Raw genomic sequence first — 13,675 nt, forward strand, 5'->3', positions numbered from 1 at the left:
TTTAGTTTTTCTTAACCTGCCGACTTAATATTCGCCCTTTGTTATCATAAGTATAAGTAACTGTACGACCAAGCCCAACAACCTTGGTTGGTAACGGAAGGGAAGCATCCCAATCAGTAGTTACCACCCTAGCTAATGATGTCCCGCTCGCTTCTGTACGAGCAATTTCTAGACCTCGACCATTGTAGGTATAAGAGGTCACTACTCCGAGCGCATCAGTTTTCGTCGAAACTTGTCCTTCAGAACTATATGTGTAGCTTGAATTACTTGCAGGACAGTTAGGTGACGGCTCCCCATCCACTGACAATACGCGCCTTACACCGTCATACGCCACCGCTCTATAAGTTGTTTTCTTGCCGAGTTCATTGGTAACCACCGAAGAACCGTCATTACCATAAGAAACAGAAACCGCACCTATCCCTGCGGTATCACTAAAAATAGCTCGCCCCTGATCGTCGTAATCCCAAGTGGCATAGCGAATTCCCCTCTCGTCGATCACGCCGGTCAACAATCTTGGCTTACCCGGCTTCTCGTAGAGATAAGTCTTATTGAGTACATTTGTGCCCCGAGTCTTTGTTACCCCTGTAAAAAATGCGTTCGCGTCGGTCTGATAGGTAAAGGTCACTCCAGGAAAAACAGCAGACTTCAAAGCAACGTACCCATTCGTCGTATCAGTGGCCAAGGTTACGGTATCACCTAAAGAACTAGTAACGGTTACAGTACTGTAATAGGAGGAATAGGTAAGAGATATCTCGTTGTAGGGAGTAGAAATCTTTGTCAACTGTCCAGCACTATTAAAATAGCTAGACTCGTTTGTATTACCAACAAACACCCACCCACCATTAATCGCAGTCAAACTGCCGCCTCCCCTTGGGCCAACCCACGCGCCTCCTACTAATTTAAAGTCAATACCTTCCCCTTCATCCAAGGTTAATTTTATTCGCGTACTATTTATAAAAAGATTTCTTGAGTAACTATACGTCCACGATCCGACCATACTGTTGTAATAGCGCTTAAAGCTCAGTCCCCGCCCACCCTCATAGTCAGAGTCAACAAAGTACTCATTGCCATTCAAGGGATTAATAGGGTCTGTAACGAAGACATTCTCAACTCCGCAAATGGAGCTTTCTCCACCGGTCTTTGTCAGATCGTCAGGAACAACTCCCGCGTATTGATCAATCGTTCTTGAATAAAACGTGCCATACCAAGGTGTATAGTATCCATAGGAATATGCGCCAACTGTGCTGTATGGATTTACACCAAGTACACACTGCTGGCCGGGGCCAAACAATATTACCATTGATTTCTGATAACCTAGGCAGTCACTGTATGCTTCGGCATTAGTGGTCGCCCAAGTAGGCAAGTGAGCCAAACCGGAAAGTAGGAATACGAGTGCAAAACAAATCTTCCTCCCCACTTACATTCTCCCTATAAATAAAAGTCATAATCCATATTGTCCCGACAAGAACTTATAGCTGTTTTTGGCGTGGTCGCAAATTTTCATGACTTGCTGAACACAAATAAAAACGCTCAGCAGCCCAGTATTCATTTCCGGCTGCGCGTCTCTTGGCTGACTGTCATCGTGGCCCCCATCATTAAAGGGGGCCTAAATGATCAGGCAGTTGACCACTCTCTCGCTTGTCGCACTCATCGCAGGCTGTGCGAGCCAAAAGGCTGAATCACCCAAGCCGACATCCGCGTTCGATAGCAGTCGCAATCCTGAGTGGCTGTCTCCGGACCTGTATCCCAATGGTGCTGTTCCAGCGAAAGAACCCGTTGTTCGGTACGGCCGCTACACCCTGGTCAGCACCGAACCTGGTTCCAGCCAACGGGACCTCATGGCCCAGATCATCGACGTGACTATCCCCTCAGGGATGAGCCCAAGCATTCGAGATGCCATGCTCTACGTCGTGGACCGGTCGGGTTACACGCTCTGCTCACCGAGCACGCCTCACGTCAACATCCTGTACACCCGCCCTCTTCCAGCTGCCCAGTACAAGCTTGGGCCTATGACCTTGCGCAATACGCTGCAGGTTCTGGCCGGCCCTGCCTGGCAGGTTAAAGTCGATGAGGTGAATCGGCAGGTCTGCTTTGTACTGCGCCCGGGATACCAGTTACCAGATCCGGTCGCCTCATCTGCGCAGCTCTATGCCGCTAAGTCGCCAACCACACTGCCCCCGGCGCCTCCATCTGCTGACAAGGCCAGTGCCGTTGTTGTAACCGCCGTGCCTTCCGCCTCGGCAATCACAGCTGTAACGCCAACGGGTGTGCAGGGGTCATCCGCCACCACCCAAACGCTTTCCCCAGTGGTACCCGCCAAGGACGGCCCTACTATCCCTAAAGCGGTGCCCAGCGCGGCTCCGAGCTCCAGTGCTGCACCAGTTACGTCACTCGCCAGTTCCTCTGCAGAGGCTTCGAAGAAGGCCACCCCTGCAGTTACCACTGCGCCTCAACAGTCCCCCATCCCAAAGCCGGCCCCCGTGCCAGCGAAGCCTCTGCCGGAGATCTGGACGGCCAGTACCGGATCAACTCTTCGCCAGAGCGTTGAGGCCTGGGCACAGAAGGCCAACTGGACGTTGCTGTGGGAGCCGGAGGACCTGGACTACCCCATTGCTGCTCCATTGCGCTTTGAAGGCTCGTTCGAAGAAGCAATCAAGCAGGTGTTCCCCCTCTACGACAAAGCGCCGCGCTCATTCGTAGTCGATGGCAGCGCTGCACAGCGGCTCATACATATCGCTGAGAGAAAGAAAAAATGACTCCATTGTTCCGGTTTCGCTGGGCCGCGGTCCTTGTGACCTTACCCCTGATCAGCAGCTGCGCCGTGCAGCGTGTGAACGACTCCGCGAGTCGCGCAGAGAACGAGGCGTCAACCGCTCGCCAGTACAACGGCTACCTCCAAAACCAGCAGCCCGAGCCCGCTCGAGATACCGTCATTTTCAGTGAAAAACCCTGGGTGTCGACCCAACCACTGGTGACCAAGCGTGGTCTCCCCCTGAATCTCGACAGGGACATTGCCTATCGACCGGCATCGGCGGTTTCTCTCTCTGAAGTCGCTCAGTTCATCACGCGAGAAACCGGCCTGCCGGTGGTTGTCGCACCCGATGCGCTAAACCCATCCATCTTGTCCTCCCGCCCCGGCAACAGCAGCGCCGCTGCGGCTCCTCCTGCCGTCAACATGAGCAATCCGGATAACTTGGCTGCGCTGATGCCAACCGGGCTGGCAGGCAGCCTTCCTAGCGGCGCAAGAAGCTTGGAGAGCGAGTTGCTATCGGGTACACCTGGCCTGATCAGTGGAATCAAGTTCTCCGGCCCAGTCTCAGCACTGCTGAACCAGGTCACGTCTCGCTTGGGCCTTTCCTGGCACTACGATCCCCAGCTGCAGGGTGCTCGAATCACCTACTTCGACACCAGGACCTTCGACGTCTGGGCCTTTGGTGACGACCAGGTCATCGAAAGTGTCGTCAAGTCCGGGTTGATCACCTCGACAGGGAGTGGGTCTAACGGATCCAGTGGCACTTCGTCTGGCACTGGAGCATCGGGAGACTCCGGCAGTAACCAAAGCACAACGGTTCAGATCAAGACATCGCTGCTCAGCGACATCGAGAACAACGTCAAAGCCATGCTCAGCACCCAGCCTGCTGGGCGGATTTTCCTCTCGCGCTCGACTGGTACGCTGACCGTAAGTGACCGTCCTGAGGTCCTCAACCGCATCGCAAGCTACCTGCAGAGTACAAACCGAAACATCACCAGGCAGGTGCTGTTCAACGTCAAGATCTTCGAAGTCAACTTCACCGATCGCGACCAGACCGCTGTCAACTGGAAAGCCGTCTACAAGTCGGTCTCAGGAAAGTGGGGGCTCTCTCTCGCCAATAAGGTCGCCGGTATCAGTACCGATGCCATCTCCGGCTCTGTCAGTATCCTCGACACGTCCAGTTCGCCTTGGGCCGGCTCCAGCGCCGTAATCCAGGCCCTTTCAGAACAGGGTCGGATCTCGGACGTTCGCTCGCCTTCCATCACCACCCTGAATCTACAGCCGGCGCCTATCCAAATTGGCAACGTAAAAAGTTACGTGGCCTCCAGCTCTACCACCACCACGGCATCGGTCGGATCCAGCACCTCTCTCACGCCTGCAACAATCACCAGTGGCTTCAACATGATGCTGCTGCCGAAGATCATCGACCGAGACAACATGTTGCTGATGATCAGCATCAGCATGAGCAGCAAGCCAACGTTCACGACGTTCACCAGCAATGGTTCCAGTGTCCAAACTGCTGACTTCGACACCAAGAACGCAGCGCCCAAGGTCCTACTGCGCTCAGGTCAGACGCTGGTTCTCACAGGCTTCGAAGAGAACACCGAGAACGCCAACAAAACAGGGGTTGGTGATGCAAGTTTCTTCGGCCTGGGTGGCAGCCGCACACGCAGTAGCGATCATTCGGCTCTCGTTGTCCTGGTGACACCTGTGGTGCTGCCTGACGACTTAGGCGCCAGTACCCAAAGCCAGCCTTCACCGGTTCCTGTCACAGCTCAGGCTATCAATACCGTCCCCTCAACCTTCTGCAGGCCTCCTATGCGTGCCTGCCATACGTTGTAAGGGCCTGATCATGAGCTCAGAAGCCCCTGCGCCGAAGACAACCCGATCCCGAGTACAGCTGCTGTCACACGGCGGCTACACATTCGTGACCGGACTCCGCTGGCAGCCGCTAGATAGTGTCACCGGCTACATGAAAGAAGCCCGGCAATTCGGCAAGGAAAACCAGCTCGACATCGTCACCATTAGACGGTCTACGCGGACTATCCAAGCGGGTTTCGTCTCCCGAAACGATGGTGTGACGAAAGGAATGTACTCACTGGCCTCCACCTTGGCAGGCCAGCTGGGCGAGTCATGGGTAGCAGCCTGGCGTGTGTCAGATGAGGATGATCGCTTCGCTGTCGTCGCGGTGCATGACGGAGGCGTCATCCCGGGTTGCGACGTCATGGGTACTGAAGCGGAAGTTCGCAAGCGGGTCTCTCAGCAACGCAGTCGTGGCATTGAGTTCGAAGCCTGGTATCTGCCAACAGAGTTCGGCATGGGTGGTACTCCTCTAGACGTCGAGGAGTTACTACACCCCTCAAAGCTCAAGCGCGAGTATCGCCTCAGGCCACTGGTGTTCGGCCTCTCCGAAGCAGAGATATTGCAACTGAGCATTATCGGCCTACTGATCGGCGGGGCCTTTATCGGCTGGTTGCAGTGGAATGCTCACAAGCAAAGGATCGCTCAAGAAGCACTGATCGAAGCAGAGAAGCGTCGTCTGGCAGATCTGGAGAAACTCCAAGCCGAGACTGGGACGCAACAGCCAGCTCAGGCCCTCGATCACCCTTGGGCAACACTGCCGTCCGTCACAACGTTCATCCAGGGTTGCAGCGAAGTGCTGTACCAACTGCCGCTGAACATCTCCGGCTGGTCCTTCGCTGATGCCCAGTGCGATGGGAATCAAGTCCTAGCATCTTACAAACGGACGGGTAACAGCACCGCTGCAGAACTCATCAATGCGAGCAAAGGATATTTCTCTGATAACCCCGCGTTCTTTGATGAAGGTAACTCAGCCACCCTTCAGTTCAGCCTTTCACTGCCGGCTGCAGGCGATGAGCCTCTGATCGACGCCATAGACGCGCTTGCAGACCTCTCAACCTGGCTGCATCGCTTCTCACAAGAACCCAAGCTGAAAGAAGTGCCTGTCGTTGTGCCTCAACAACCGGCGCTTCCAGGGCAGCCTGCTCCCCCTCCTCCACCACCTCCGCAGTGGAAGCAATTTCAGCTTGATGTTGTGAGCGGCGTTCTTCCATACGACGCACTCGGAGATGCGCCCAGCCAGGGGCTACGGCTGCGCGAAATCAAGACCGAATACAAAGCTGGCCACCTCATGTGGTCTGTCAAAGGAGATCTCTATGCGAAATGACTCATGGCTACTTGGCTTGCTTGCCCTGGCCAGCTCTTACGCGACCGCATCTCCACCCGATCTCTCTGGGATCAACGTGGGTGAACTCGGCAAGGTACAAAGCGAAACGATTCTGTACAGAGCCCAGGCCGAGCGTGCCAAAGCTGAAAGAGATATCGGCGCAGCTGTGACCCCCTCGTCTACTGCAGTAGATGGACTTGAAGGGCTGACATCGCAGCCAACGCCAATACTTCGCGAGCCCGGCGAGCCAGCTCTACCAGTCGTTCGGACCATTTCCGGATCGTCCAAGAAGCTGCAGGCAACGTTGCTATTTGCTGGGGGGATTGAGCTCGATACCACGGCCGGCAGGGAGATTCCTGGTGGGTACCGGGTGGTCCAAGTCTCCCTGGATGGAGTAACCGTAGAGCGCAAAGGAAAGCGCTACCAGTTGGGCTTCTCCAACCAAGCTCCAACAGGTGTGTCCGCGGTCCCGACAGCACTACCTGGCCAGGCCATACCTCAGTGGGAGCAGCGTCCATGACGATCTTAGAAAGCCCACCACTGACGAGTTCGATATCGGCCTCCTCCGAGTTCTCTGGTCTTGTGCTAACCGCGCAGGGAGAACGCTTCGAGCTCAAACCCGACCAGCGACAGATCTGCGCCCTGACCGAAGACGGCACACTGCATATTTCAGCGCAGCACCAGGCCGACCCGCATGTCATGGCCTTCATGGATAAGCTCGAGCATGAGCAGTTCGAGTACGTGATCAAGCCTTGCTCGATGACCGATATCAAGTCGATCTATCAAGCATCAAGCCAGACCATCGGTTCAGATCAAGTCGATACTGTCCGCCAAGCGCATGCACTAAGGATCTTGGCGGACGCACACAAGCGAGGAGCAAGCGACATCCACATCGTGGTCGGATATGAGATCACCAAGATCTTTTATCGTATCCACGGCTTGCTGTGGGAGGCAGCCCAGGAAAAAAGCGGCGTGGGACTGGAGCTGTGTTCTGCGCTGTACAACAGCATGTGCGACGTCACCAAAGATCACTTTCAGCCGACCATCCCACAAGATGCCCGTGTTGCCCGCAGCTTTGTAGAAACCCTCGGTTTATTTGGTGCTCGCCTTTCGACCCGGCCGTTAGTCGATGGACCGCTGATGGTGATGCGTCTGCTCTACGACGATGAGTCGAAGGCATCGCTTGAGGATCTCGGTTTTCTACCTGAACAGATTGCTCAGTATGCACGCCTGCGCAGCCTCCCCTACGGCGTCAATCTGATCACCGGCCCTACCGGATCCGGTAAATCGAAGTCGCTGCAGATCAACCTGAATCTCCTCTTCGAAGAAACCGAGGGCACGCGCCACATCCTCACGATCGAGGACCCTCCCGAATACCCACTCAAAGCCAACCAGTCCCCGCTGGGACCTAGTGAAAGCTGGCAAGCAGGGATCAAAAACTCGGTACGGCTTGATCCAGACGTGCTCATGTACGGTGAGATTCGTGATCTCGAGTCCGCACAAGCCGCTTACAGTGGCGGAATGACCGGCCACTTGGTCTGGAGCACACTGCATACCAACAACGCAGTTGCGTCACTCCAGCGCCTTATCGACATGGGTGTACCAGATTACCTGGTGACCGATCCAGCGCTGACAACGGGGCTCATCAATCAGTCGCTTCTCCCTTTGCTGTGTCAGTCCTGCTGCGTGCCCCTGCGAGATCATCTCGATAGCGTAAGCCAAGGCCTACTTGAACGACTGGAGCAACTCCAGATCATCGACCAGGTGAACCTGGTCGGCCCAGGGTGCCCTGATTGCAAAAATCTAGGGGTGGCAGGCCGCACCGTAGTGGCCGAGATCCTTATGACAGACCTGCTTTTCATGAAGATCTTCTCCGAGAAGGGAGCGAGTGCTGCTCGCCGGCACTGGGTCAAGGAGATGGGCGGCATCACCAAGATCGATCACGCCATTAGAAAGATCAAAGCCGGCACAGTGGATCCGCGACATGCTGAAACACTGATTGGCCCACTGGACTTTGACCGCCAGTTGGTGGAGCTCAGCCATGCTTGAACAACTTCAGGATCTAAGCGCTGGTCTCAAAGAGGCCACACGCGACTGGGTGGCCAGGTTCTACGCTGCCCAGTTTGGAAAAAAGGAGCGTATTCAGTTCTACGAGAGCCTGATGGGCGTGCTCGAGGACGGTATTTCGATCGAGGTAGCACTTGAAACAGTGCAAAAGGCCTTCAGCAATGACGGTAAAGAACTGCATCCAGTTTCAATCGTTTGCTCCGAGATCGCGATGTCCGTTCGTGGAGGGAAGTCCCTGGCCCAATCCTGCCGGCGCCGGCTGCCTTACGAGGAGGTCTCGCTCATTGAGACCGGTGAGGAGACCGGCAAGCTGGTTCAGGCATTCCGGGACTGTGTGCGGATCATCGAGATACGTCAGCGAATTGCCCGACTCATACAGTCGGTGGTTGCTATGCCTTCTTTGACCTGGAGTCTGATGTGGGCACTGCTTTACGTGATTGCACTATGGATGGTGCCGTCGATGACGAAGCGCTCAGACCCAGATGCCTGGACCGGAGTACCAGCGCTTCTCTACCACCTTTCAAATCTGGTGAGCCATTACGGCTTCTTCATCCTAGGTTCGGTGGTGATCGTCATTCTCACCGCGACCCTGACACTGCCTGTCTTTTGCGGCCTTGCACTCGAGCCAACCAGTCCTACTTGGAAGATTCAGTTGAGCAGGATCTTGCAGAAAGCGCGGCTGAAACTGGAGTCAGCACCGCCATGGAGCATCTACAAAGTCCTTCATGGATCGATCTTTCTGATGAACATGTCAGTGATGCTGCGCAGCGGCATCAACCAGCTCGACGCTCTGACCATCCTAAAGCGGGGGGCTCCCCCATGGCTACGAGAGCGCTTAGACGCCATTCACTACGGTGTTCGCTCCGGCAAGAACTTCGGTCAAGCGCTGAAACTTGCTGGTCATAAATTTCCTGACGCTATGGCCATTCATTACCTGGAAGTGCTGGCCGTGCGCAAAGGCTTTGCCGAATCCATGGAGCGTTTCGCATCCCGCTGGCTTGAGCAGACCCTTCGAAAGGTTGAGGCAACCTCCAAGTTCCTTATCGCATTTTCATCGGTGTGCATGGGCGTTTTGATGATCCTGGTCGTAGTCGGGATCTTCCAGATGGCCCGTGGCGTAATGGACTCAGCAAATTTCTAAGCAGTCAAAAAGGTAAATGACATGGCTATTCGTTCCCCGAAAAAACAAGGCGGTTTTCTTTCGATTGACGGCGTTTTCTGGCTCATGCTGATCGCCGTTGCACTCGGCTTCATTCTCGTAATCGCCTGGGCAATGCTCGGCAACTCAGACACAGCGATCGAGCAGAGCAACATCAGCACCATGGTCGCGAACACTAAAAAACTCAAAGGCTCAGCCGGCTACGGGACGTCCGGAGCCAATATGGTTCCATCCCTCATCAACCTCGAGGGCACCGGTACCATGGGCAAGAATGGCAATACCCTGGTCAACCAGTGGAACGGATCTGTGACCGTCGTGAGCAATGGCATGACCTTCACCATCACCGAATCCAACCTGCCGAAGAGCGCATGCATCGTGCTTGCCACAAAGGTCGCAAAAGACCAGAAGACCACGACGGCAATCAACGGAGGCTCTGCCACTACCGGTGAGATCCTCGGGATGACAGCTTCAACGAGCTGCTCGAGCGACACCAATACCATTGCCTGGACCTTCTTCTAATCAAGGTGAAGGACCACCGTATGAGCACGATCTCTGAAGCCACCTTCGTCGACCTCTATCTCGGAGACGGCTTCGCTGACGTGAAGGGACTTCCTGACCACCCTCCTCGGGCACCTGCTCCAGGAGAGTGGCTAGAGGAGATCCAGGTGCTACGTGAACGCTGCCATAAACACTACACCGCAACCCAGGAACCAGAATTTTCGCTGATTCATGAGGGTGTTGTTTTCCGCGTTACCCAGCTATCGGACCTCAACAACAAGTCCCTCTTTGTGTTGAGTAAATCAGCCGTAAAGATTCTTCCACTGGATGATCTGGGGCTGTCCGATGAGCTCCACGACACGCTCCTAAGCCAAGCGCTTAGGGGGCTCATTTTCATCTGCGGAGAGATGGGATCGGGCAAGACCTCAAGTGCCGCCTCTCTGGTCAAAGCACGTCTCGAAAAATGGGGTGGTATGGCTCTCACGATCGAGGATCCTCCAGAGCCTCTGTTGCACGGCGTGCATGGAGAAGGCAGGTGTGTGCAGGTTCCGGTTTCGCGCCGCCAGGGTGGTTATGAGGAGGCACTCATCCGGGCTCTTCGCACCAGGGCCGAGATGATCCTTGTCGGTGAGGTTCGAGACACCCCTACAGCTGCACAGGTTGTGCAGGCATCGATCAACGGGCACTTCATCATCTGCACAGGGCATTCAGGCTCTGTGATTCAGGGGATAGAGCGTCTCGCCGTGCTGGCCCAACCAGTGCTGCCGAACGCACTCCAGATACTTGCTCAAGGGCTCATCGCCGTCATTCATCAAACGCTGCTGAAAGACGGCAGTGGATTCAAACGTCTCAAGCTGCAGTGTCTCTCCTTGGCCTCCAGCGAAAGTAACGGGATTAGAGAAAAGATCCGATCAGACAAGATGCAGATGCTCGAGCAAGACATAGCGAGCCAGGCTGCGAGGAGCCTCTGGAATGACCAGTAGTAAACGCAAACAAGCAGGGATGTTGACCATTGATGCAGTGATGGCGCTGGTGGTGCTAGCGCTGATGACGACACTTGCGACAGGTTTGATCATCAGGCAGCAGGATTCGCAAGATTATGAAATTGCTGCAAATAAGCAGAAGACCATCGCCGAAGCCCTCAGCAAATACGTCAAAGACCACTACAGCACCGTCCTGGCCAACGCGACGGCGACAGCTCCGGTGCAAATCACCGTCCCGATGCTCATCAATACAAAATACTTGCCTGCGGGGTTCACTGATTCGAATAGCTTCGGCCAGACCATTGTCGGGCTGGCTCGCAAGCCAAACCCTAACCAGCTGGAAGTCATCGCACTATCAATCGGTGGCCAGGCAATTCCAGAGCTCGGGATCCGGAGCATAGCTGAGCATCTGGGCGGCCCTGGCGGTTTTATCTCCTCGACCTCGCCGAATGTCATCCAAGGGGTTAGGGGTGGCTGGCAGCTCGCACTGAGCAACTACGCCATCAACCCTGGTCCAGGCCATACAGCGAGCGCGCTATTTTTAATGGACGGTGACCTGGCCAACGACTACTTGTATCGAAATGCAGTACCCAACCGGCCTGAGCTCAACAGGATGAATACCCACATCGACATGGGCGGCAACGACATCAACAACACGGGCACGCTCAATGCAACAACGGCGAACGTGTCCGGAGAAACCTACACAGGAGGCTGGTTCAGGACCCGCGGAGATACCGGCTGGTACAGCGAAAAATGGGGAGGTGGCATCTACCAGTCTGACGCTGACTATGTGCGCATTTTCAACGACAAGGGGCTCGCCACTGGAGGTGAAGTAGCCGCTGGCAAGGTCACCTCCTCGAGCACGATTACAGCAAGCGGCCGGCTCGCAACGAACGAATACCTGTCGATCGGGGGACTTGCTAATGAGGGTGATGCCTGCAGCGACAACAAGCTCATAGCTAAGAACTCAGCCGGCCTCACACTATCTTGCCAATCCGGGGTGTGGAAAGCAGGCAGTACACCGCCTATGTATAAATGCCCCTATGACGGGTCGATAGACTTCGGCGGAGGCGCTTGGAGCTCTATCGGGTGCGTGGGTCAATATTCGAGCTATAGCTACTGCCTAAACATCGTTTACGACAGACCGCAAACCGTCCGTAACTGCGTACTGGTTCAATAACTTAATCTTGCCAATACGGCGCGTAGACTTTCAGTTTCCCAAGGACAAAAAGGCCTGGGTCGAGCACCCCCTTGGGATTGCTAACTGAGGATCAAATCATGTGGTTCTACTGGGCGGTTTTCACAGTGCTTCTGCTGGTCACCAGTCTGTCTGTACAGTACCAAAATGACTCAACAGCGCTTTCAGACCAGGCGGACTTGGACTCTTTGAGCCGGAAGATGCTCGTTTATCGGTCCGCTGCGGCCGAGTATGCCAAAAATAACCCCGGATACTCCGGCATTCCTCAAGATGGGGTGCTGAACCTGCCATCATGGTTTGTGAAGCCTTCAGGTGTCAGTGCCTATCTGTCCATGGGCCAGAGTTACACGTTCATTGCAGTTTCTGCACCAGTTGGGCTTCCTGCAGCACTTTTTGAACGCACCCAGTCGACAGCCGTAGGGGTGAACCGTGCCGGCCTCCTGATTTCACCATCGTCCGGACAAACCTCGATTACCATTCCCTCAACAGTTCCCGAGGGAGCAGTAGTGGCGGTCAATTGACTACAATCGTGTGAAACAGGTGGCCCCTGGCTTGCATATGCGTAAGTCCGACAACATAATGACATCAATATTGGTTTAACCCCGCTGGCTACTGACGGTCATCAGTAGCGCCCAGGTGTTGCGGCTCGCTTCAACACCAAACCTAAGCACGTTTAGCTCCGGGAAGGACGTGTGGATCCTGTAACTCTCCCTGTGTCTCCCTGCTCTCCTAGTCGCGCAGCCGTCTAACTCGTGATCGAGTTCACAGGCACATAGAGTTTGAAAGGGTTCGGTGCATATCTAATCGAAGGGCCACTTTGGTAAAGTGGCCCATCCTTTTTTCCCTATTTGGGTAGCCTCATTGCCTTGCATCAGGGTGATGAGGCTACCCAATTGGGTGTAGTTCTTCACTGCCGGTGGCCCGCCGGCGAAAAGCTGGGCTCCTTTTGTGCGCGGATGCGTGCCCCACGTTTGCTGGCCAAAGCCACGAAAATGGTCAGGTGGAGAGAATCGAGGCGATCAATGCCCAGGGATCGACGATTCCAACACAGGTGGCTCCTTCAACCTTTTTTCTAGACACGGCTGGACCCGCTTCCAACGGCGGCTCCAGCCGGTCTTCCCCATTTCCCCATCTGCCCTCCATATCTCCCCCCGCTTGACACAACCTGCTCCCACTCCGATTATTAGGACGTGATCTGCTGACGTCGTCAGCAACATGCCCAAAGGTCGTTCAGCTTCTGGTAGTACGATCAATCGACCGCAGTCGATAGAAGCCCCTTCCGCAAATCCTGCAGGGAACCACGTCCCTGCCGGGCATAGTGTTTCTCTGCCTTTTCTTACAGCCCATTCAAAACACACCCAGCGGGGAATTCACTCCCCATCAGGGTCAGTGTTTCTCCGCATTTCAACCGCAGGAGAAGCACTATGAATGATATGCCTTCACCGTCGTCTTACTTCCGTATTGGCTATGCGCTCGGCACTCTCACCAGAGTGTTCCTTAGTGCGCTGAAACGTCCCTCACAAGCTGAATTTGTCCACTCCATACCCACAGCTACCGTCGTGTCAGCTGCATTTGATACTCGCAATGACTGGGAGGAGCTCAGTCGTGTGCCTACGCTCGCTCGCCGCGGCGTGGACCTAAATCAGTGGTTTGATAGCAATACCAAGCCTGCTGCCCCGGCGAAACGTCGTACGCGTAAACCGGCGAATCCTAAAAAGCCGCTCCTTGGCTCCCTGGATGAACTCATAGCCCCAGTAGCACCGCTGTAAATCCACTCCCCCTCTTGCCAGGCACCTCACCTGGCAGGGTGAAGGCCTGGCGATCTAAGGAA

11 protein-coding genes are annotated in these 13,675 nt (G+C 55.0%); 10 read left to right on the plus strand and 1 reads right to left on the minus strand.

Going from position 1 to position 13,675, the window contains the following annotated elements:
* Window position 1: 1 nt before the first annotated feature.
* Window positions 2-1,417, minus strand: a complete 1,416-nt coding sequence (locus I9018_RS24670) for an RHS repeat protein (protein ID WP_241107744.1) — start codon at window positions 1,415-1,417, stop codon at window positions 2-4.
* 193 nt (window positions 1,418-1,610) lie between these two features.
* Between I9018_RS24670 and I9018_RS24675 the strand changes: the two genes are divergently transcribed.
* From I9018_RS24675 to I9018_RS24720, 10 genes are all read left to right on the plus strand, one after another.
* Window positions 1,611-2,756 carry a TcpQ domain-containing protein gene (locus I9018_RS24675; protein ID WP_241107745.1) on the plus strand — a complete coding sequence of 382 codons (1,146 nt, stop codon included), beginning with the start codon at window positions 1,611-1,613 and terminating at the stop codon, window positions 2,754-2,756.
* Window positions 2,753-4,594: a PilN family type IVB pilus formation outer membrane protein gene (locus I9018_RS24680; protein ID WP_241107746.1), complete on the plus strand. Its 1,842-nt coding sequence runs from the start codon at window positions 2,753-2,755 to the stop codon at window positions 4,592-4,594. Before I9018_RS24675 ends, I9018_RS24680 begins: the two co-directional genes overlap by 4 nt.
* Before the next feature lie 10 nt (window positions 4,595-4,604).
* Window positions 4,605-5,939: a type 4b pilus protein PilO2 gene (pilO2, locus tag I9018_RS24685; protein WP_241107747.1), complete on the plus strand. Its 1,335-nt coding sequence runs from the start codon at window positions 4,605-4,607 to the stop codon at window positions 5,937-5,939.
* Window positions 5,940-6,455: 516 nt separating this feature from the next.
* Window positions 6,456-7,988, plus strand: a complete 1,533-nt coding sequence (locus I9018_RS24690) for an ATPase, T2SS/T4P/T4SS family (RefSeq protein WP_185700444.1) — start codon at window positions 6,456-6,458, stop codon at window positions 7,986-7,988.
* Window positions 7,981-9,147 carry a type II secretion system F family protein gene (locus I9018_RS24695; RefSeq protein WP_241107748.1) on the plus strand — a complete coding sequence of 389 codons (1,167 nt, stop codon included), beginning with the start codon at window positions 7,981-7,983 and terminating at the stop codon, window positions 9,145-9,147. The genes I9018_RS24690 and I9018_RS24695 overlap by 8 nt, the downstream gene beginning before the upstream one ends.
* Before the next feature lie 21 nt (window positions 9,148-9,168).
* Window positions 9,169-9,684 carry a type 4 pilus major pilin gene (locus I9018_RS24700; RefSeq protein ID WP_085597439.1) on the plus strand — a complete coding sequence of 172 codons (516 nt, stop codon included), beginning with the start codon at window positions 9,169-9,171 and terminating at the stop codon, window positions 9,682-9,684.
* Between the two features lie 20 nt (window positions 9,685-9,704).
* A complete protein-coding gene (locus I9018_RS24705) occupies window positions 9,705-10,646 on the plus strand; it encodes an ATPase, T2SS/T4P/T4SS family (protein ID WP_085597440.1) in 942 nt (313 codons plus the stop codon).
* Complete coding sequence (gene pilV, locus I9018_RS24710) at window positions 10,636-11,826, plus strand: shufflon system plasmid conjugative transfer pilus tip adhesin PilV (protein ID WP_241107749.1); 1,191 nt, start codon at window positions 10,636-10,638, stop codon at window positions 11,824-11,826. The genes I9018_RS24705 and pilV overlap by 11 nt, the downstream gene beginning before the upstream one ends.
* Before the next feature lie 98 nt (window positions 11,827-11,924).
* A complete protein-coding gene (gene pilM, locus I9018_RS24715) occupies window positions 11,925-12,365 on the plus strand; it encodes a type IV pilus biogenesis protein PilM (protein ID WP_241107750.1) in 441 nt (146 codons plus the stop codon).
* 903 nt (window positions 12,366-13,268) lie between these two features.
* Window positions 13,269-13,613 carry a hypothetical protein gene (locus I9018_RS24720; protein WP_241107751.1) on the plus strand — a complete coding sequence of 115 codons (345 nt, stop codon included), beginning with the start codon at window positions 13,269-13,271 and terminating at the stop codon, window positions 13,611-13,613.
* The last annotated feature ends 62 nt before the right edge of the window (window positions 13,614-13,675 follow it).

It is taken from the genome of Pseudomonas sp. MPFS (genome assembly GCF_022537035.1).
Taxonomy (GTDB): domain Bacteria; phylum Pseudomonadota; class Gammaproteobacteria; order Pseudomonadales; family Pseudomonadaceae; genus Aquipseudomonas; species Aquipseudomonas sessilinigenes.